Annotated in this window: 21 protein-coding genes; 10 read left to right on the top strand and 11 right to left on the bottom strand. The window is 31.6% G+C overall.

The features are described from left to right. Both N5D03_RS03820 and N5D03_RS03815 read left to right on the top strand, forming a co-directional pair. Positions 1 to 374: arsenate reductase family protein (locus N5D03_RS03820; RefSeq protein ID WP_347880912.1), on the top strand; the 374-nt coding region annotated here is incomplete at its 5' end. A gap of 48 nt (positions 375 to 422) precedes the next feature. Beyond that, on the top strand, positions 423 to 650 hold the full coding sequence (locus N5D03_RS03815) for a hypothetical protein (protein WP_125350054.1): 228 nt from the start codon (positions 423 to 425) through the stop codon (positions 648 to 650). A 32-nt stretch (positions 651 to 682) separates the two neighbouring features. Here the strand turns inward: N5D03_RS03815 and N5D03_RS03810 are convergent, their stop codons facing one another. Beyond that, positions 683 to 1489, bottom strand: coding sequence for a TerC family protein (locus N5D03_RS03810; RefSeq protein ID WP_125350055.1), 807 nt, complete (start codon positions 1487 to 1489; stop codon positions 683 to 685). Positions 1490 to 1669: 180 nt separating this feature from the next. On the opposite strand from N5D03_RS03810, the gene N5D03_RS03805 reads away from it, so the two are divergent. The 3 genes from N5D03_RS03805 to N5D03_RS03795 all read left to right on the top strand — a co-directional run bounded on the left by N5D03_RS03805 (position 1670) and on the right by N5D03_RS03795 (position 4399). Further along, on the top strand, positions 1670 to 2545 hold the full coding sequence (locus N5D03_RS03805) for an EamA family transporter (protein ID WP_280035784.1): 876 nt from the start codon (positions 1670 to 1672) through the stop codon (positions 2543 to 2545). 84 nt (positions 2546 to 2629) lie between these two features. Then, positions 2630 to 3643, top strand: a complete 1014-nt coding sequence (locus tag N5D03_RS03800; RefSeq protein WP_038331461.1) for a beta-ketoacyl-ACP synthase III — start codon at positions 2630 to 2632, stop codon at positions 3641 to 3643. A 102-nt stretch (positions 3644 to 3745) separates the two neighbouring features. After that, positions 3746 to 4399 (top strand): alpha/beta hydrolase, encoded by a 654-nt coding sequence (locus N5D03_RS03795; protein WP_125350057.1) that lies wholly within the window; start codon positions 3746 to 3748, stop codon positions 4397 to 4399. Positions 4400 to 4567: 168 nt separating this feature from the next. On the opposite strand, the gene N5D03_RS03790 is transcribed toward N5D03_RS03795, so the two are convergent. The 8 genes from N5D03_RS03790 to N5D03_RS03755 all read right to left on the bottom strand — a co-directional run bounded on the left by N5D03_RS03790 (position 4568) and on the right by N5D03_RS03755 (position 13177). Continuing rightward, complete coding sequence (locus N5D03_RS03790; RefSeq protein ID WP_280050975.1) at positions 4568 to 6202, bottom strand: S8 family peptidase; 1635 nt, start codon at positions 6200 to 6202, stop codon at positions 4568 to 4570. A 122-nt stretch (positions 6203 to 6324) separates the two neighbouring features. Beyond that, complete coding sequence (locus N5D03_RS03785) at positions 6325 to 7926, bottom strand: S8 family serine peptidase (protein WP_038330569.1); 1602 nt, start codon at positions 7924 to 7926, stop codon at positions 6325 to 6327. 4 nt (positions 7927 to 7930) lie between these two features. Further along, positions 7931 to 8536: a WbqC family protein gene (locus N5D03_RS03780; RefSeq protein ID WP_038330572.1), complete on the bottom strand. Its 606-nt coding sequence runs from the start codon at positions 8534 to 8536 to the stop codon at positions 7931 to 7933. A 100-nt stretch (positions 8537 to 8636) separates the two neighbouring features. Beyond that, positions 8637 to 10199, bottom strand: a complete 1563-nt coding sequence (gene lepB, locus N5D03_RS03775) for a signal peptidase I (RefSeq protein WP_038330574.1) — start codon at positions 10197 to 10199, stop codon at positions 8637 to 8639. A 26-nt stretch (positions 10200 to 10225) separates the two neighbouring features. Beyond that, on the bottom strand, positions 10226 to 10930 hold the full coding sequence (gene dapB, locus N5D03_RS03770) for a 4-hydroxy-tetrahydrodipicolinate reductase (protein ID WP_115000386.1): 705 nt from the start codon (positions 10928 to 10930) through the stop codon (positions 10226 to 10228). A gap of 9 nt (positions 10931 to 10939) precedes the next feature. Continuing rightward, positions 10940 to 11518 carry a DUF5683 domain-containing protein gene (locus N5D03_RS03765; protein WP_115000384.1) on the bottom strand — a complete coding sequence of 193 codons (579 nt, stop codon included), beginning with the start codon at positions 11516 to 11518 and terminating at the stop codon, positions 10940 to 10942. Further along, positions 11508 to 12398, bottom strand: a complete 891-nt coding sequence (locus N5D03_RS03760; RefSeq protein ID WP_038330580.1) for a ParB/RepB/Spo0J family partition protein — start codon at positions 12396 to 12398, stop codon at positions 11508 to 11510. Before N5D03_RS03760 ends, N5D03_RS03765 begins: the two co-directional genes overlap by 11 nt. Before the next feature lie 5 nt (positions 12399 to 12403). Beyond that, positions 12404 to 13177: an AAA family ATPase gene (locus N5D03_RS03755; RefSeq protein WP_038330582.1), complete on the bottom strand. Its 774-nt coding sequence runs from the start codon at positions 13175 to 13177 to the stop codon at positions 12404 to 12406. A gap of 415 nt (positions 13178 to 13592) precedes the next feature. On the opposite strand from N5D03_RS03755, the gene N5D03_RS03750 reads away from it, so the two are divergent. Both N5D03_RS03750 and N5D03_RS03745 read left to right on the top strand, forming a co-directional pair. Beyond that, positions 13593 to 14975, top strand: a complete 1383-nt coding sequence (locus tag N5D03_RS03750) for an arginine decarboxylase (RefSeq protein ID WP_180904450.1) — start codon at positions 13593 to 13595, stop codon at positions 14973 to 14975. Positions 14976 to 15006: 31 nt separating this feature from the next. After that, positions 15007 to 15981, top strand: a complete 975-nt coding sequence (locus N5D03_RS03745) for a deoxyhypusine synthase family protein (RefSeq protein WP_038330586.1) — start codon at positions 15007 to 15009, stop codon at positions 15979 to 15981. A 72-nt stretch (positions 15982 to 16053) separates the two neighbouring features. On the opposite strand, the gene N5D03_RS03740 is transcribed toward N5D03_RS03745, so the two are convergent. Both N5D03_RS03740 and N5D03_RS03735 read right to left on the bottom strand, forming a co-directional pair. Then, complete coding sequence (locus tag N5D03_RS03740; protein ID WP_038330588.1) at positions 16054 to 16500, bottom strand: KTSC domain-containing protein; 447 nt, start codon at positions 16498 to 16500, stop codon at positions 16054 to 16056. Between the two features lie 56 nt (positions 16501 to 16556). Next, the gene (locus N5D03_RS03735; RefSeq protein ID WP_115000382.1) at positions 16557 to 17090 is read right to left on the bottom strand and encodes a hypothetical protein; all 534 of its coding nucleotides are present in this window, start codon (positions 17088 to 17090) and stop codon (positions 16557 to 16559) included. A gap of 192 nt (positions 17091 to 17282) precedes the next feature. Between N5D03_RS03735 and N5D03_RS03730 the strand changes: the two genes are divergently transcribed. The 3 genes from N5D03_RS03730 (at position 17283) to N5D03_RS03720 (ending at position 19815) form a co-directional block, all read left to right on the top strand. Further along, the gene (locus N5D03_RS03730; protein WP_280050974.1) at positions 17283 to 17843 is read left to right on the top strand and encodes a hypothetical protein; all 561 of its coding nucleotides are present in this window, start codon (positions 17283 to 17285) and stop codon (positions 17841 to 17843) included. 228 nt (positions 17844 to 18071) lie between these two features. Next, positions 18072 to 18566: a hypothetical protein gene (locus N5D03_RS03725; RefSeq protein WP_280050973.1), complete on the top strand. Its 495-nt coding sequence runs from the start codon at positions 18072 to 18074 to the stop codon at positions 18564 to 18566. Between the two features lie 7 nt (positions 18567 to 18573). Further along, positions 18574 to 19815 carry an efflux RND transporter periplasmic adaptor subunit gene (locus N5D03_RS03720; RefSeq protein WP_038330599.1) on the top strand — a complete coding sequence of 414 codons (1242 nt, stop codon included), beginning with the start codon at positions 18574 to 18576 and terminating at the stop codon, positions 19813 to 19815. The last annotated feature ends 4 nt before the right edge of the window (positions 19816 to 19819 follow it).

Genomic DNA, 19819 nt, shown 5'->3' with positions numbered 1-19819 from the left:
AACTATATTTAATTTCTAAAAGAGTATTTATGTACACAATATTACATAATTCGCGTTGCGGAAAAAGTAGAGATGCAGTAAAGGTTTTGGAAGAGTCTGGAAAAGATTTTGAAATAAGAGAATATTTGAAAGAGCCTTTGACGAAAGATGAATTGAGAACTATTTTAACAAGACTAAATCTAAAACCAATTGATATAGTAAGGACAAATGAAGAAGATTGGAAAATAAATTTTAAAGGAAAAGAACTTTCTGATGATGAAGTTTTGAATGCTTTGGTTGAATATCCAAAATTGATTCAACGTCCAATAGTGACAGATGAAAAAAGTGGAGTAGTAGGTCGTCCAAAAGAATTGGTAGAAAATTTTATTAAATAAAAATGGTTTGATAATTGTAAGTATTTCTAAGACTAAACATAAAAAGCTATGAAAATTTTAGATGCATTAACAAAAAATCAAACGGAGAAAGGAACTAAAATAGGTTTATTAACAACAGCCGCTACAACGGGAGTAACGGTAGCTAAATTTTTAGGAAAACGTTCAATATATGGAATAATTGGTGGAGTAGCCGTAACATTGGCTGCAGAATATATCCGAAAAAAATATGAAAAGAAAGTTGAAGCTGAAAACGAAACTATTTTAGAGAATAAATAAAAAAAGAGTTTTGAAAAAAACTCTTTTTTGTATTATATATTTTTGTTTTGTTCTTCTGCATCACCAACCATATTTCGAACAATTCCTGGATTCGAATGTTTTTTCTTCATTTTCAAATTCAAGAATTCGACTAAAACAGAGAAGCCCATGGCAAAATAAATGTATCCTTTCGAAATGTGTTGATCAAACCCTTCTGCTAATAACGAAACGCCGATTAATAATAAGAATGATAAAGCCAACATTTTAACCGTTGGATGATCGTTCACAAATTTAGAAACCGCACTTGCTGAAAGCATCATAACTGCAACAGCAATAATTACAGCCGCAATCATAACTTCAATATGTTCTGCCATACCAACTGCTGTAATTACAGAATCTAATGAGAAAACAATATCTAAAATTAAGATTTGTACGATAGTTCCTGCAAAAGAATGGACTTTCACTTTTCCTCCAGTTTCTTCAACACCTTCTATTTTGTGGTGAATTTCTACAGTCGATTTATAAATCAAGAATAATCCTCCGATTAATAAAATCAAATCTCGACCAGAGATTGCTAATTTTTCTAACCATTCGGTTGAAGTAATGCCAATCCATTCGCCAATATTGAATAGAGGAGTGGTAAGACTCATGACCCAACTTAATGAGAATAAAAGGATCACACGTGTAAACATGGCTAAAAATAAACCAAGCTGTTGTGCTTTCTTTTGTTGATGTGCAGGCAATTTTCCTGACAAAATAGAAATAAAAACAATATTATCAATTCCTAAAACGATTTCTAACATTGTTAATGTAAATAATGCAACTAATGCATCTGGTTGTAAAAAAATACTAAAATCCATCGATTAATTTTGAAGTTTCGAAAATACAACGAAGAATAAGAATTAAAGTTTGAGTAATAATTATTTGATGTTAATTTAACATTAAAACTTTTACAAAATTATTTACAGATTAAAGATTAAATCAATCAAATCGTTTTAACAATATAGAATTAAACTTTACTTTTGCGAAAAAGACTTAGAATGATTTCAAAAGTTCAACTTCGGTTGCAGTTTCTCGTACTTCTTTGGGGATTTACAGGAGTTTTCGGAAAATTAGTTACAATGAGTGCGTTGCCAATGGTTTGGTATCGTGTTCTTATTGGGGCTATTGCTGTTTTTATATATATGAAATTCAGAAAAATGGATTTCAAAGTAACTAGAAACGAATTGTTGAGATTACTTGCTATCGGTGGAATTGTAGGAATACATTGGTTTACATTTTATTTGTCGATTAAACTTTCTAATATCTCAATTGCGTTGAGTACGTTGTCGATGGGCGCACTTTTTAGTGCGATTTTAGAACCTATTTTTTTTAAACGAAAAATTAATCTGCTCGAAATAATTCTTGCTATAATCGTTTCCACTTGTGTAGCTGTTATTTTTAATGCATCACCAGAAGATTATAAATTGGGAATTATCATTGGTATTTTGTGTAGTTTTCTATCGGCATTGTTTGCAGTGCTTAATTCGAGATTACCAAAGTCAATCAAACCAACTAAAGTTACTTTATACGAAATGATTGGTGGAGTTATCACACTTTCGATGGTAATGATTCTTTTTCAGCCAGAAGCTATTTCTGAAGTTGTAAATATAAGTTGGTCAAACTTAGGATGGTTGACTTTGCTTGGTGTCATTTTTACAGCTTTTGCACAAATAGAATCAGTTGATTTGCTGAAACATGTTAGTGCTTTTACGTTGATGTTGAACGTAAATTTAGAACCAGTTTATGGCATCATTTTGGCAAGTCTTATTTTTGGAGATTCAGAACATATGAATCCTATATTTTATATTGCTACAGGGGTAATGGTACTTTCTATCATTATGAACGGAATATTAAAAACAAGATTTTCTAAATAATTTATTGTCAAAAAGACGCATTTGTTTTAAAGAATGCTTATCATTTAATATCTTTGCTTCAATTGAAAAGTAAACCATAATCACATGATACACTCTATTATTACAGGTGTTGGGCATTATGTTCCCGAAAGAGTTGTTACAAACTTTGATTTAGCTGAAGTGATGGATACCAATGACGAATGGATTCAGGAACGTACAGGGATTGTCGAAAGAAGACATATCGAGCCAGGTTCTAAGATTTCGTCTACAGATTTGGGAGTTATTGCGGCTAAAAATGCGTTAGAAGATGCAGGAATCACTGCTCAAGATATTGATTTTATATTATTTGCGACTTTATCTCCCGATTATTATTTTCCTGGAAATGGTGTATTGGTGCAAAAAGAGTTAGGTTGTCGTACAATTGGGGCAATGGATATTCGTAACCAGTGTTCTGGCTTTGTATATGCGTTATCAACGGCTGATGCTTTTATAAAAGCAGGAGTTTACAAAAATATTTTGGTGATTGGAGCAGAAGTGCACTCATTCGGATTGGATATGTCGGATGAAGGTCGTGGCGTTTCAGTAATTTTTGGAGATGGAGCAGGAGCAGTAATTGTTTCTGCATCGGAAGAAGAAGGACGTGGAATTTTATCGACTAATTTACATTCAGAAGGAGAATTTGCCGAAGAGTTAGCAGTTACTTTCCCAGGAACAAAAACAGGTTGGTCGGATGAATTATTGAAAGAAGGTAATACGTTAACTAAAAAAGAGATTTATCCATATATGAATGGAAACTATGTTTTCAAGCATGCGGTAACTCGTTTTCCAGAATCAATTATCGAAGCTTTATCGGCTGCGAATAAAAAGCCAGAAGATTTAGATTTATTTATTCCACATCAAGCGAATTTGCGTATTTCTCAATTTGTACAAAAACAATTGGGATTACCAGATGAGAAAGTTTATAACAACATTATGCGTTACGGAAATACTACGGCAGCATCTATTCCGATTGCATTGAGTGAAGCAAAACAAGAAGGTAAAATCAAAAAAGGTGACTTAGTAATGATGACTGCTTTTGGAGCAGGATTTACATGGGGGTCTGTTTTGATGAACTGGTAAGTATAAGTTTGAATTTAGATTTACGAATTTAGAATATAGAAAAAACCTTCACTTTTTAGTGAGGGTTTTTTGGTTATATTTGATTGATTTAAAAAATTATTAATGAAATATTTATTGATTCTCATAATTGGTTTAATGAGTTGTTCGCAACATAAAATATCAAAAAATGTAAAGGATCAAGATTATATCTTTTTTCTCCATAATAAATATTTAGAAACGCATAACGATGGAGATTATGATACAGTCTATAAAACTAAAATTGAGTATTCTAAAGTTTTGAATTCATTCAAGAAAGACGGTTTTATTGTGATTAGTGAGAAAAGAAAGCCGAAAACAGACGGAATAAAATATGCAAAAAAGGTTGTTAATCAAATTGATAGTTTGATTAATACAGGTGTTAAACCTAATCATATTACGGTTGTAGGAACTTCGAAAGGTGGTTACATAGCGCAATATGTATCAACTTTTAAAAATAATCCTCAAATCAACTATGTATTTATTGGTTCGTTTCAAGAAAGTGATTTAGAAGAAATGCCTGATATAAAATTTTCTGGAAATGTTTTAACCATTTACGAGAAGTCTGATGTCTTTGGTGTTTCAGCTATAAAACGTAAAGAAAATTCAACCAATAAAATCAATCATTTCAAAGAAATTGAATTAAATAATGGCTTAAAACATGGTTTTCTTTATAAAGCTCTTGATGAATGGATTGAACCAAGTAAAAAATGGGCGAGGAGAAATTATGATTTTAAATAAATGATTCACTAATAATTTTCCCTAAAAATCAATCGAACTGACAATTTTTATTCAATCTGTATAAGAAATATCTTATACAAAAAAAGGTTAGACTCTAAAAAAATAGAATCTAACCCAAGTTTATTTTGTTACTTAAATACTATAAGAAATGGTGATATTAAGATTTCCTTACTTCAATTTTTTAGCAACATACATTTTTTCTGCTAATTGAACAGCTTTGTACGCATCAACAACACCGCCTGTTACAGAAATATCTGTTAAAGCAGGATTTTTGTTGACAGATTCTAACAATATTTGTTTGATATCTGTTGCAGTTAATTTAGGATAATGTGCCCAAACCAAAGCCGCAACTCCTGCTACAACTGGAGAAGCCATAGAAGTTCCACTTTCGTTTTTGTATTCCCCATCTTTATTAGGAACAGTAGAATATATTTCATTTCCTGGTGCAAAAACATCTACAGACTTTTTACCAAAATTAGAGAAACTTGCTCTTAAATTGTCATTATCCATTGTGTTTGCTCCAACTGTAATTACATTTTTAGAAACTTCTGCACCTTTGTTATCATAAACAGTAGGGAAGTGAATTTCGTCATCAATATTTACGTTTTCATTTCCTGCAGCTTTAATCAATAAAAGACCTTTTTTCTCAGCATATTTAAATGCATCCCAAACAATTTGTTTATCTGGAGAATAAGCTTTTCCAAAAGACATATTTAAGATTTTTGCTCCATTATCTGCTGCATAACGAATGGCATTCGCAACATCTTTATCGCGTTCGTCTCCATTTGGAACTGTACGAACTGACATGATTTTTACATAACCATTTCCTGCGATTCCATCCATTCCAATTCCGTTCCCAGATTTTGCCGCAATAATTCCAGAAACGTGCGTTCCGTGCATAGAATCAGGGCCGTCTACATCATTATTTCCGTAAAAACGTTCTGATTTATCAGCATAATTATCACCAACAATTGGACGAGGATCTAATTCTGTATTCAAGTTAATTTCAACTTGTTCTTTGTAATATTTTGTTCCTTCTGAAATTTCATTTCCAACTTCTGTTAAGAAATCTTTCATCGATTTTCCTTCCCAAGCTTCTTTCGGAACCATACCAAAAATAATCATCCCTTGTTGTGCTTCTTTAGAAACAGGTTTAAAAGACATCATATTTTTTTCATTCAAATCTTTTTCGCCCCATTCTTTAATCAAAGCAGGAAATGCAACAGAGAAAATATCATTCATCTGTACATATTGCGCAGCATTTTGTTTTGCTTCGGCTAATTTATTTTCGAACTCAGGTTTTATTTTTTGATATTCTTCAAATTCTTTTGGGAATTTTGTTTTGTTAGAAGCTGCATCTTTACTTTTTTCGAATAAATCGCGGTATTTTACAAAAAGACGTGTTAACTCTAATGTATCTCCATCAACATTTTTACCATCTTTTCCTCCAATAAAATTCCAACCGTGAATATCATCAACATAACCATTCTTGTCATCATCAATTCCATTTCCAGCAATTTCTTTGGTGTTTGTCCAAATATTATCTTTTAAATCTGGATGAGTAATCTCAACTCCAGAATCTAAAACACCAACAATTAACTGTGAAGGTTTACGTTTTTTTGATTCTAAAAATTGTAAAGCTTTTTGAGTATTTACACCATAAACACCACTTTCTTCGAAAGATTCGTGTTGCCAATATTTTTGATCAACTTTAGGCAATGGTAGAGCAGTTGTCGTTTCTTGTGCGAACGATGCCACACCAACAAACATGGCAACTGATATACTTAATAAGAATTTTTTCATAATTGATTTATCTATATGTCGAGAAACAACCGAAATTGTTACATCTAAAATTATCTCGAGTTTAAACGCAAAAAAGGCTCCAAAATTTGAAGCCTTTTTATAATGTTGTGTTAAATTTAAAATTATTTCAATTTACGTTGTTTGTAAATTTCTTCAGCTTTTTGTACAGCTTTGTAAGAATCTACAACACCTCCAGCAACAGAAATCTCTTTTAATTGCTCATTTTTATTAACTGTTTCCATTAAGATATTACGAATATCTTCTGCAGTTAATTTTGGATAATGTGACCAAACCAATGCTGCAACACCAGCAACAGCAGGTGAAGCCATAGAAGTTCCGTTTAAGAAACGATATTGATCAACCCCTGGATATGTTGCATAAATCTCTTGTCCTGGTCCAAAAACATCTACCGATTTTTTACCATAGTTAGAGAAACGAGCTTTTAAAGCATTTGGATCTTTAGTAGAAGCACCAACCGTAAGAACAGATTTAGAAACAACATTTCCATTTCTGAAATTAGTTGGATAATGTACATGAACATCAATATCTTCGTTGCTATTTCCAGCCGCTTTAACGATTAAAACACCTTTATCAGAAGCATATTTGAACGCATCCCAAACTAAATCTGCATCAGGAGAATAAGGTTTTCCGAAAGACATATTCAAGATTTTTGCTCCATTGTCAACTGCGTAGTAAATTGCATTTGCAACATCTTTATCGCGTTCGTCTCCATTTGGAACTGTACGAACCGACATAATTTTTACATTATTTCCTCCAGTCGTTCCTTCAGAACCGATATTATTTCCTCTTACAGCACCGATAATTCCAGCAACGTGAGTTCCGTGAGAAGACTCAGGTCCGTTAGAATCTCCGTTTCCATAAAAACGCTCTTTCTTATCATTTGGATTGTCAACATCTTTACGATCAACCAAATCTAAATTTAAGTGAGAAGATAAAGCATCTCCCTTCGCAGCACGACGAGCAGCTCCTAAATAGGTATTCGAAACTTCTTTCATCGTTTTCCCAACCCATTGCTCTTCTTTCAATTCACCAAAAATCCATAAAGCTTCTAAGATTTGAGAATCTGTTGGTTGGTAATTTTTTAAAATATCTTTAGTTAATTTAGTATCTCCAAATTCAAGAACCATTTTATTTACACCACCTTCAACTGCATTCAATTTAGATTGAGCAACTTGTTGGTTATATTTTGCTTTTCCTACAGCGCTTAAATATTCTTTTTCAATTTTTTGAAATTCAGCATATTCAGTAGGATTTTTTACAATAGCTTCATGATTTTTCTTTTGATCGAAAGTTGCGTATTTAGATGATAAAGCTTTGTAAACACGTGTTAATTCAGTGGTATCATCATTGTAATTGATTCCTTTTGCTGTTCCTAAAAAAGACCATCCATGTACGTCATCAATGTAACCATTTTTGTCATCATCGATTCCGTTTCCTGGAATTTCTTTTGGATTTGACCACATATTTGCTTTCAAATCTTCGTGGAAATTTTCAACACCACTGTCTAAAACTCCTACAATAATTGTATTAGCTTTTCTTTTGTTGTCTTTTAAGAATTGTAAAGCTTGATCAGTATTTACACCATAAACACCTGTTTGTTCTACACCTGCATGATACCATTTTTCTTTTGGTACCTCTGTTGTTTGTGCTTGAGCAAACCCTAATGTAAAGGCAAATCCTAAAGCAATAAATAATTTTCTCATGTTGTTATTTTATTAAGTTTTTTAAATATACTGCGGCACTTGGTCCTTCGCTAAAAAGTAAATCTAAGATACTCAAACCTTCTATAAACTCAAATTTATCATCAAAAACTTGTGCATATTCTGGTAAGTTATATTGAGGTGCTTTTTTAGCAGAAAATTGATTTCTGAAATCATTTTCAGGATTCAGATCTTGATAGGTTTCAGTTTTAGAAATATCCAAATCTAAGCTTAATTTCTTGTTGATGAAATCAATTGTTTTTAGATTAAAATCTAAAAGAAATTTCTCTTTTTGTTCTAAAATTGGAATAATTTCATCTTCATAATATTCAAAATATGGAGAACTTTGATAAGCTGATTTTAACGATTTGATGTGTTCTTTTTGCCAATCATATTCATAAGAAGGTTGCAAATCTTTGAACAAACGTGTTCCGTTGTGTAAAATTGGAATATTCAACATTAATTTACCATTTGCGCCCAAAATATACATGCGGTTACGGTAAGTTTGCTTTTGAAAATTTTCTTGAACTTCGATATCCAAAGTTTGGCTTTTTACCATTTCTGCATAGTAATCAATCGGTCCAAAATAAAAAGCTGCAAACGTATTTTTCATTCTATTATTTTATATGGAAATGTGCATTACAAGTAGCTTATAATGCACATTTATAGTGTTGTTAATTTTATAATTTAGAGGATTTTAATCACTCTTTTTATTAATATTTGTTCTTCTTTTTCTCTTTACGAGCTTTTACAATATCATATCCAATCCAACCAATTAAGGCAATTAGAACATAAATTCCGTAAGAAGTTTTGTCAGGATTATCATTATTAATTGATGTAAAGAAACGATTCCAAATAAATTTCTTAGGAGCAGCAGGCTCGAACATTCCGTTCATATTTGCCCAAATCATAATTGGACGACCAATAATATGATCTTCTCCAACATAACCAAAGAAACGTGCATCTAATGATTGATTTCTGTTATCACCAACCATAAAATAGTAATTTTGTTTGATTTCGTATTTATTTGTTTTTTGATCATTGATAAATACATCAAACTTACCGTTTGTAGAATCAACTCTTAATGTATTGTTTTCATAGCGACGAATAATGTTAATATATTGCGCTAAAGTCTCTTTGTTAACATCAACTACATCACCTTTTTTCGGAATGTATAAAGGTCCGTATTGATCAGGATTCCAGTTTTTGTTTACTGGAAAAATAGTGTTTGTACTATCAATTTTTCCATTTACAATATGTTCCGTTTTTTCACCTACAGGTTGTAAAATAGGTTCAACAGAAACTACATTTGCATTAGATTTCATTGCTGTAACATGAGCATCAGTCAAAGCTGCAAATTGATAAATAAATGTTCCGTCACCTTGTTTTGCAGCATTATAATCTGTACTTATGATTCCGAAATTATCGTATAATAATTTATCACTGAAAGGAGTTTTTACAACAACTGTATAAGCATGCTGAACTTGTGCATCTTTTTTCGGAATGAATTTTTTATCGTTTACATATAAAACTCCATTACGAATCTGTACAGTTTCTCCTGGTAAACCAACTAAACGTTTTACATAAGCATCTTTACGATCGATCGCATTGTAAATAGAATCTGTAGGATAGTTGAAGACAACAATATCATTCGATTTTAAATCTCTCCAACCTGGAATACGCATATAAGGTAGGCGAGCTTTGTCGATAAAACCATCTCGGTAAATAAATTCTGAGAATGGAATTCCGATTGGTGTCATAGGAACACGCGCTCCATGACTTACTTTTTCTACAAATAAAGCATCACCAATTTTGATTGTATTTTCCATCGATCCTGTTGGAACAATCATTGGTTGAATAAACCAGTTATGAACCAAAGTTGCTAAAACAAGGGCAAAAATTAAGGAAGAAACAAATGTTGGTTTGCGTTTTTCTGGACCTAAATATTTTGGATTATCAGAATAATTAACCGCAAAAATGTATAAACCTAAAGTCAAAACCATAATGACTTTGTCTTTTGTTTCAATTTTTCCGTAAGAATCTCCTAAATCAACAAAGAATACTAACCAAAAAATAGGACCAACAATTGGCAAATAAAATAGAATAATCCACCATTTTGGACGATGGATAATTTCTAAACCTTTCCAGATATTTAGAAAAGGAATATAAGCTTGAATTGCTTGCTTTCCAGCATTTTTATATAATTTCCAAGTTGCAGCTCCAAAGATTATATTGGCAATAATAAAACCAATTAACCAGTAAATTAGTACATGCATAAGTTTTTGATATTTAGTATTTTAATTTAGTTCAGTTCAAGTACATCTTTCATTGTGAAAACACCTTGTTTATTCCAAATCCATTCCGCAGCAATCACGGCACCTAAGGCAAAACCTTTGCGAGAATGCGCCGTATGAGAAATCTCAATAGTATCTACATCAGAGTTATATTGTACGATATGTGTTCCGGGAACATCCTCGATTCTTTTTGCTTCAACTGGAATAATGTCTTTTGCTTTTTCGTCCATCGACCAAGAATTATATGTTGAATTGTCAATAATTCCTTCTGCAATTGTAATCGCTGTTCCAGAAGGTGCATCAAGCTTTTGTGTATGATGAATTTCTTCTAGATTAATTTGGTATTCGTTACGATATTTATTCATCATTCGAGCTAAAATAGAATTTAATTCGAAGAATAAATTAACGCCCAAACTAAAGTTAGAAGCATATAAAAAAGCGGTGTTATTTGAAATTGCTAAATGATTAATTTCTTCTTGTTTATCTAACCATCCTGTTGTTCCACAAATTGTTGCGATTTTATTTTCAAGTAATACTTTAAGGTTGTCGTAAGCGAATTCTGGTCTCGAAAATTCTATTGCAACTTCAACATTATTTAATTCTTCCGCAAGTGGAGTACGAGATATTTTAAGTACAACTTCGTGTCCGCGTTGAATTAAAATTTCTTCAATGGCTTTTCCCATTTTTCCGTATCCTATTAATGCAATTTTCATCTGTACTTTCTAAAATTTTAAGTTAAATGCCAATCCTAAAACTGGCTCTAATGTCATTTCATCTTGAATGACTGTTGGTTTGAATGACATTTCTGTGTCATTACGAACTGTGAATAAATGCGCATCAACAGTAGCATCTACAATATTTAATAAATAAGCTAATGCAGTTAAAGCGACACTATAATCGCGTTTGCGTTTGTAATCATCTTGAATAACTGCCAATTGCTCCGCAGATAAAATTCCTGTGAATTCGTTTGGTGTTCCTTCTCTTACCGCAATATAAGCTTTTCGGTATTTTTTGTACAAATTATTGTAATAAATCGTGAAACCTGTTCCTGTACCTACTAAACCAAGCGCAATAGGTGCTTTTAACCATTTTTTGTTATACAATTGTCCAGCACCAGGTAAAATAGCCGAATACAAAGAGGCTCTAATTGGACTTTTCTCCATTAATGCTTCTTTAGTTACGCTCATTGTATCGTTTACAATAGCATTATTTTCGACAACGACTAAAGAGTCCGTTTTAACTTGACCGAAAGCAAACGTCGAAGAGATCGTTAATCCAAGTAAGAATGCTTTAATTTTCATTTAAAAATTTTCTTAATCGTTCAAACTCATCATCAGAAGTAAAATTCAAAATGATTTTACCTTTTCCATTATTTGCACGTTTTATTTCAACTTTCGTATTCAATGAATTTGAAATAGAACTTAATGCTTCTTTGTACTGAGAAGGTAATTCATTTGTTGCTTTTTTCTCAGGTTTACCTTCTTTTATCGATTTGATTAAACGTTCTGTATCGCGAACAGATAAATTGTTTTTGACAATTTTTTCGTAAATATCAAATTGTAAATCAGTATCATCAATAGCCATCAAAGCGCGACCGTGTCCCATTGAAATCATTCCGTCACGAATTCCTGTTTGGATAATTGGGTCTAATTTTAATAAACGCAAATAATTGGTAATAGACGTTCTGTCTTTCCCAACACGTTTACTTAATTCTTCTTGTGTTAACTTGATTTCATCAATCAATTGTTGGTAAGAAAGCGCAATCTCGATCGCATCTAAATCTTGACGCTGAATATTTTCGACCAATGCCATTTCCAGCATTTCTTGGTCATTTGCTAAACGTACATAAGCTGGAATTGTTTTTTTACCAGCTAATTGTGAAGCGCGAAAACGTCTTTCACCAGAAATCAATTCATATTCACCAGTTGGTTTTTTACGAATCGTAATCGGTTGAATAACGCCTAATGTTTGAATAGACGAAACCAATTCCTCTAAAGCTTTTTTATCGAAATTAGTTCGTGGCTGCCAAGGATTCGCGGTGATTTTTTCTAAATCTATTTCCAAAATGTTTCCAACCAATTTCTTTGCACCTTCATCTTGTGCTGTTTTTACAGTTGGTTCATCCTTTAATAGAGCAGATAATCCACGTCCTAAGCGATTATTTTTGTTTGGCTTTGCCATTTTATTTAAACTGTATCGTTGTTGTTAATTAAAAATTCACGCGCTAAATTTAAGTAATTTTCTGCACCTTTACTTGCTGCGTCGTACTGAATAATTGTTTCGCCAAAACTTGGTGCTTCTGACAAACGTACATTTCGAGTAATAATTGTTTTGAAAACCATTTGCGGAAAATGATTGTTCACTTCGTCTAATACTTGATTAGAAAGGCGTAAACGCGAATCATACATCGTCAACAATAAACCTTCAATATCCAGTTCTTTGTTGTGATGTTGTTGAATTCCTTTTATCGTATTTAATAATTTTCCTAAACCTTCTAATGCAAAATATTCGCACTGAATAGGAATAATCACAGAATCTGCAGCTGTAAGCGCATTCAAAGTAATTAAACCAAGTGAAGGCGCGCAATCTATAATAATATAATCATATTGATCTTTGATTTCTGATAGCGCGTTTTTTAACATGTATTCGCGGTTCTCGTAATCTACAATCTCAATCTCGGCAGCAACTAAATCTAAATGAGCAGGCATCAAGTCTAGGTTTGGCGATTCTGATTGTAAAATAGCTTTGCTCGCAAGCACTTCATTTTCCAATACTTCATAGGTTCCAGCTTCGATTTCATCCAAATCAAAACCCAAACCAGATGTTGCATTTGCTTGCGGATCTGCGTCAATTAATAAAACTTTTTTCTCTAAAACACCTAATGAAGCGGCAAGGTTTAACGAAGTTGTCGTTTTACCAACACCACCTTTTTGGTTAGCAATAGCAATAATTTTACCCATAATTTACGTTCAAAACGATTTCAAAAATACAATATTTAACCTTGCTAAACCTTAAAGAAAAAATAAATTTTTGAATAATTGTTGAATATTTGTTTTACATCATAAAACATCAGTTCTGTAAAGCTAAATTTTAATATTATTTTATCTTTTTAACAGAATTAAAAAACTTATATTTGCGACAAGTATTTTTATAATTTTTTTAATAAAAAAAGTTGATGAGTTTTAACCTTTTATTCGAAAGCGTTGAGAATAGAAAGAGCTTTAACGCAGTAGTTTTAATGAATAGAAACGAATTTAAGAATTATTCTTTCCCCTTATTGCTTCGCAATGTATATTATGCGATACGTCTGTAATACCCTAATTTTTTTGCAAAATTTTTAGAATTATTAAACACACGTAACATTTATAAAGCATAATGAAAACTAAATACATAGATTTAATCACGCAATCATTTGACTTTCCACAAGATGAATTTGAATTAGATGGAGAGTACTTAAAATTTAATGGAATTGACCTAAAAGCTTTGGTCGAAGAACATGGAACACCATTAAAATTCACATATTTGCCTAAAATTTCGCAAAACATTCAGAAAGCGAAAGGTTGGTTCGAAAAAGCGCGTGAAGAGTTAAACTATGAGGGAACTTACAATTATTGTTATTGTACAAAAAGTTCTCACTTTCGCCACATTTTAGGCGAAGCATTAAAAAACGATATTCATATCGAGACATCTTCTGCATTTGACATTAATATTGTCGAAAATTTGATTGGAGAAGGTTTGATTACAGACGATCAGTATGTTGTTTGTAACGGTTTCAAGCGTGAGGAATATGTAGAAAATATTGCTCGTTTGGTAAATAGCGGACATCGTAAAACAATCACAGTGATTGATAATTACGAAGAAGTTGATTTGTTTTCAGAAGCAATTGAAGGTGATTTTGAAATCGGAATTCGTATTGCATCTGAAGAAGAGCCAAAATTTGAGTTTTATACCTCTCGTTTAGGAATTGGGTACAAGGATATTGTACCGTTTTATCAAACAATGGTAAAACCAAATGAACGCATTAAACTGAAAATGCTTCATTTCTTTATCAATACAGGAATTAAAGACAATTCATATTATTGGAATGAGTTGACAAAATGTTTGAGAGTTTATGTAAACCTTAAAAAAGTTTGTCCAGAATTAGATAGTTTGAATATTGGTGGTGGATTCCCAATCAAAAATTCGTTGAATTTCGAATATGATTACGAATACATGGCGAAAGAAATCTTGTTGCAAATTAAAATGATTTGTGATGAAGAAGGAATTCCCGTTCCAAATATTTTTACAGAATTTGGTTCGTTTACAGTAGGAGAAAGTGGAGGAGTGGTGTACAAAATTCTTTATCAAAAGAAACAAAATGATAAGGAATATTGGGATATGATCGATTCTTCTTTTATGACAACTTTGCCAGATGCTTGGGCAATTTCGAAACGATTTGTAATGTTGCCAATTAACCGTTGGTACGATAAGTATGAACGTGTATTATTAGGAGGTTTAACATGTGATTCTGATGATTATTATAACTCAGAACAGCATGTAAATGCCATTTATCTTCCGAAATATGATCAAGCAAAACCATTGTATATCGGTTTCTTTAATACAGGAGCTTACCAAGATAATATTAGTGGTTTTGGTGGAATTAATCACTGTTTAATTCCTCAGCCCAAATATATTTTGATTGACGAAAATTATGAAGCAAAAGTATATTCTGAAGAACAAACGCATCAAGATGTGTTGAATACTTTGGGATACAAATAATTGAATTTTAAATAAATAAAATACAAATAAAATGAGTAAAGGACCAATCAGTCAGTTTATAGAACATAACTATAGACACTTTAATGCAGCTGCTTTAGTTGACGCTGCAAAAGGATATGAGCAACACTTGTTAGAAGGTGGTAAAATGTTAATTTCTTTGGGTGGAGCAATGTCTACTGCTGAATTAGGAATTTCATTAGCTGAAATGATTCGCCAAGATAAAGTGCACATCATTTCTTGTACAGGAGCAAATTTAGAAGAAGACGTAATGAATTTAGTTGCGCATTCACACTATAAAAGAATTCCAAATTACCGTGATTTAACGCCAGAGGAAGAGCGCGAATTGTTAGATACGCACTTCAATCGTGTTACAGATACTTGTATTCCAGAAGAGGAGGCTTTTCGTCGTTTACAAGAGCATTTAGAGAATGTTTGGCATGCTGCTGAAGAAAAAGGTGAGCGTTATTTACCACACGAATTTTTATATCAAGTTGTAAATTCTGGAGTTTTAGAGCAATACTACGAAATTGATCCGAAAGATTCTTGGATTGTTGCTGCAGCTGAGAAAAATTTACCTATCGTTTGTCCAGGTTGGGAAGACTCTACAACAGGAAACATTTTTGCGTCTAACGTAATCAAAGGTAATTTAAAAGCGTCTACAGTAAAATCTGGAATTGAATACATGATTTACTTAACAGAGTGGTATCGTGCTAATTCTGATGGTAAAGGTGTAGGTTTCTTCCAAATTGCTGGTGGTATCTCTGGAGATTTCCCAATTTGTGTTGTTCCAATGATGTACCAAGATTTAGAGTGGACAGATGTTCCTTTCTGGGCATATTTCTGTCAAATTTCTGATTCTACAACATCTTACGGATCTTATTCTGGAGCAGTTCCAAATGAGAAAATTACATGGGGTAAATTAGATGTTGATACACCAAAATATATGATAGAATCTGATGCGACTATTGTTGCTCCATTGATTTTCAACTATATTTTAGGAAACTAATCAATAGAATATATTAAGCATAAAAAAACCACTTCTTGCGAAGTGGTTTTTGGTTTTATATTGTTCAGATAATTAATCTTTCATTGCTTCACCAGCTTTTCTATGTGTAAATTTTCCATAGATATGTCTTCTAGCAAAACGGCTTGGAGAGTCAGAATTTACCATTTTGATGTACGTGTTTTTAGGAACACCAAAATACTCGTAATGATTTCCATCTAAATGTTCTACTTTCAAAATTTGTTCATCCATATAAAAATCATGAATGTTAGATTTTGCAGTTGTAATCGTATATTCTTCTTTGTTTTTTTCGTGCGTTTCAGGATTAATACTTACTAAAAAGTGGTATGCTTCGATCACAACTTTACTTTTTTCTTCAGCTTCTATTTTACCTGCTTCGTCGTTGATAAATTTATCAGGATGCGCATCTTTCATCGTATTTCTGTAAATTGTTTTCAACTCTTTTAGAGTTACATTTTTATCAACTCCAAGTAATTTTCTGTGTTCTACAACGCTTTTCATAATTATAATCCTTTTTTCGGAGTGCAAAAGTACGGATTATAAATCACGAAATGCGCTTAATATCCATAAGTTTCGTTAAGGTTATGATAAATAATTTTCTTTTTGTTGAGAATTTGATATTCAATTCCAATACTATCCTTGTTTATAGAAATCAGTTTAGCTTGCTGAATAGGTTCGTTTTCGTATTCATATAGCTTTGGATCATCAGAATTAATATTTAATGTTTCAGAAACAATATCACTATAATCTGGTCTCGCGATATTGTTTGATTTTTCTAAAATAGGAAATTTAGATTCAGAATTATAGATATAAGCACGTTTCATTGCCATAACTTTTTTCGTAACTACTATTTTATATTCATCGTTTACTTTAATGGTTTGAATTGTATTCATATTGAATAAAAAACTAACGATAGATAGAAACAGAATTGCCATTGGTAAAATGCTCAATCCAACTAAAGCAAAAAGTAAAAAACCATAAATTTTGATATAGATAATTTTCCAAAATTTAATAACGATGTAAAAGGTGAAGATAATCGAAGTCCAAGCAAGAATATGATAGGTATATTCTCCTTTTAAATTCAAACCCATAAGGTTTAAACTCAATAAAAATAAAATGAGAACAACTGAAGAAATGATGTAGATTTTGAGTGATTTTGGCATTTAGGTTATGATTTATTTTTTCGAATATACATTATTTATATGATTTAATCGTTTTGTGTAAAATGAATTATCTCGAATATTTTTGTAATTTTAAACAAGCTAACAACAAACAAAATAAGTATGAAATTGAAAGACGTTCCTGAATTGAAAAATTCTATTTTAGATCTTCCTTCAAAAGAAAAAGATAAACTTCTTTTGCGTCTTATCAATAAAGATGAAACTTTAGTAGAACATTTGCATTTTCAATTATTAGAGAATGAAAATGATTTGCAAGATCGTGTAAAAAATATTTATGAAAAGATTGATTTTCAGTTTGAAAAGTCTCATCACTTAATTAATCAGATTAACATAAATAGAAGTCATCGTCAATTGTTGTTGACGTTAAAAACATTGAGTGGAATTGTGAACTATCATGTTCAAATTACGAAAGATAAAGTGTCAGAATTTGAATTGAGAAAATATATCATTCAAGAATCTTTTAGTCGTTATCCTTATCTTTTTGAAACTTATACAACAGGAGATAATGCAGAAAAATTATACAACTATCAACTTGGGAGATTGAAATTGATTTTTTCTATTTTTGAAAAGTTTCATGAAGATTTAAAATTTGATTACCAGAACGATGTTGATGAAATTAATAATTTTTTAACAAAAACTCCTATAAATTTTAAATCTCAATAGCTCTTTTAAACAAAAGGTTGTTTATATAATATTGTGTAAAATAATAATTAATTATGCTATAATAGCTTTATTTTTAATTTGTTTGGTCTATTTTTTGTTAGGATTTTAGATATGAATTAACAAATTATTAATTTAATTAATTGTTAAATATCGAAAAAAGTATAGTTAGTTCTGTGTAAACCGAACTAACTATTTTATATTTGCATGGTTTTGTAGATTATACACATTATGAATATAAAAAATCAAGCATGTAATTCGGATCTTTTTTGCAGCTTTAGTGCTTTTTTGGAGAGAACTTACAGTTTTCCTCCATTGACAGCTAAGTTGCAAGCATACATGATTTTAGAGTCTGATGAGGAAGGATTCACGTTTGAAGAACTTCTTGAGATTTTTAATGTTAGTAAAAGTTCCTTATCAAACTCTATTAACTACTTACTATCGATGAAACACATCGAGTACATAAATAAAATTAACTCTAGAAAAAGATATTTTAGATTAAATTTTAATTTTTTGACAGAGAAATTAGATTTTTTGTTTGAAATGATTTCTCAAGATATAGGTTATACAAATCGAATAAAAGAACATAAACTAGCGAATAATACGCTTTCTAAAAATGTTGAAAATAGAGTAGTTGATATCTATTTGGAACATCTTAATCAAACAAAAGTGATATTAGACGAAACAATACAAAAAATAAATAAAATTCAACTAGAAAATAAGTAAAAGTAATATGAAAAACGTTAACGTTATAATGGTTGGTGCTTTGGCAATAGCTTTGAGTTCTTGTGGAAAGAAAGACAATGCTGCTGCTCAACAAGCACAAGGTCCAACGCCTTATCCGGTGGTTGATGTGCCAACGAAAGTGGTAACGAGTTATGATGAATACCCTGCAAATATTCAAGGTATTGTAAATAATGATGTTCGTGCAAAAATACAAGGATATATTACAGAAGTTTATGTTGATGAAGGTCAATATGTACAAGCTGGTCAACCTTTGTTCAAATTAGAGACAAATGTTTTAACTCAGAATGCGGATGCTTTGAAATCAGGTGTTGGTGCAGCGCAAGCTAATGTAAAAGCGGCTCAGGCTAATGTAAGTGCAGCGCAGGCGGCAGTGCAAGCAGCTCAGGTAGAGGTAAACAAATTAACTCCTTTGGTACAAAAAAACATTATTAGTAATGTACAATTAGAAACTGCAAAAGCTAATCTAGCAAAAGCGCAAGCGAGTTATAATCAAGCTGTAGCTGCTAAGTCTCAAGCGCAGGCTGGTGTTACTCAAGCGCAAGCAAGTTACAAAGGAGCTCAAGCAAATGTAGATTATTCTGTTGTTAGAGCACCTATTAGTGGAGTGGTTGGTTCTATTAATTCTCGTCAAGGGACATTAGTTGGTCCTACGGATCAAACTCCAATTACTACAGTTTCAAATACAAGTAGAGTATATGCTTATTTCTCTATGAATGAGAAAGAATATTTAAACTTTATTTCTAAATCTGAAGGAGCTAGTTTAAAAGATAAATTAAACAAAATTCCAGCAGTAGAATTAGTATTAGCTAATGGAGATGTTTATCCTGAAAAAGGTAAAATACAAACTGTAACTGGTCAAATTAATCCAACAACAGGTACAATTGATTTCCGTGTTACGTTCAATAATGAAGCTAAGCTTTTGGCAAATGGTAACTCAGGACGTATTCGTGTTCCAAAAACTTATGTTGATGTATTGGTTGTGCCAGAAGCTGCAACATTTGAACAGCAAGGTATGACTTATGTTTACAAAGTAACAAAAGATACAGCTTATGCAACTCCAATTACTGTTGTAGAGAGAGCAAATAACATGGCAGTTGTAAAAGACGGAGTAAAAAAAGGTGATAAAGTTGTTGCACAAGGTGTAGGTAAATTACGTGATAAAACAGCTGTTAAACCAACTCCAGCAAACTTTGATCAAATCGTAGAATCTACAAAAACGGTATTCTAAATTG

Origin of the sequence: Empedobacter sp. GD03861, assembly GCF_029840885.1 — a bacterium.
In the GTDB taxonomy this organism is placed as follows: Bacteria; Bacteroidota; Bacteroidia; order Flavobacteriales; family Weeksellaceae; genus Empedobacter; species Empedobacter falsenii_B.
This window is presented reverse-complemented; position numbering and strand designations above follow the sequence as displayed.

Coding starts and splice junctions, on each gene's coding strand:
- N5D03_RS03780 (WP_038330572.1), bottom strand. CDS start 8,536: ATGAAAAATACGTTTGCAGCTTTTTATTTTGGACCGATTGATTACTAT.
- dapB (WP_115000386.1), bottom strand. CDS start 10,930: ATGAAAATTGCATTAATAGGATACGGAAAAATGGGAAAAGCCATTGAA.
- lepB (WP_038330574.1), bottom strand. CDS start 10,199: ATGCATGTACTAATTTACTGGTTAATTGGTTTTATTATTGCCAATATA.
- N5D03_RS03815 (WP_125350054.1), top strand. CDS start 423: ATGAAAATTTTAGATGCATTAACAAAAAATCAAACGGAGAAAGGAACT.
- N5D03_RS03740 (WP_038330588.1), bottom strand. CDS start 16,500: ATGAAAAGCGTTGTAGAACACAGAAAATTACTTGGAGTTGATAAAAAT.
- N5D03_RS03795 (WP_125350057.1), top strand. CDS start 3,746: ATGAAATATTTATTGATTCTCATAATTGGTTTAATGAGTTGTTCGCAA.
- N5D03_RS03750 (WP_180904450.1), top strand. CDS start 13,593: ATGAAAACTAAATACATAGATTTAATCACGCAATCATTTGACTTTCCA.
- N5D03_RS03800 (WP_038331461.1), top strand. CDS start 2,630: ATGATACACTCTATTATTACAGGTGTTGGGCATTATGTTCCCGAAAGA.
- N5D03_RS03805 (WP_280035784.1), top strand. CDS start 1,670: ATGATTTCAAAAGTTCAACTTCGGTTGCAGTTTCTCGTACTTCTTTGG.
- N5D03_RS03810 (WP_125350055.1), bottom strand. CDS start 1,489: ATGGATTTTAGTATTTTTTTACAACCAGATGCATTAGTTGCATTATTT.
- N5D03_RS03720 (WP_038330599.1), top strand. CDS start 18,574: ATGAAAAACGTTAACGTTATAATGGTTGGTGCTTTGGCAATAGCTTTG.
- N5D03_RS03745 (WP_038330586.1), top strand. CDS start 15,007: ATGAGTAAAGGACCAATCAGTCAGTTTATAGAACATAACTATAGACAC.
- N5D03_RS03765 (WP_115000384.1), bottom strand. CDS start 11,518: ATGAAAATTAAAGCATTCTTACTTGGATTAACGATCTCTTCGACGTTT.
- N5D03_RS03730 (WP_280050974.1), top strand. CDS start 17,283: ATGAAATTGAAAGACGTTCCTGAATTGAAAAATTCTATTTTAGATCTT.
- N5D03_RS03760 (WP_038330580.1), bottom strand. CDS start 12,398: ATGGCAAAGCCAAACAAAAATAATCGCTTAGGACGTGGATTATCTGCT.
- N5D03_RS03755 (WP_038330582.1), bottom strand. CDS start 13,177: ATGGGTAAAATTATTGCTATTGCTAACCAAAAAGGTGGTGTTGGTAAA.
- N5D03_RS03785 (WP_038330569.1), bottom strand. CDS start 7,926: ATGAGAAAATTATTTATTGCTTTAGGATTTGCCTTTACATTAGGGTTT.
- N5D03_RS03790 (WP_280050975.1), bottom strand. CDS start 6,202: ATGAAAAAATTCTTATTAAGTATATCAGTTGCCATGTTTGTTGGTGTG.
- N5D03_RS03725 (WP_280050973.1), top strand. CDS start 18,072: ATGAATATAAAAAATCAAGCATGTAATTCGGATCTTTTTTGCAGCTTT.
- N5D03_RS03735 (WP_115000382.1), bottom strand. CDS start 17,090: ATGGGTTTGAATTTAAAAGGAGAATATACCTATCATATTCTTGCTTGG.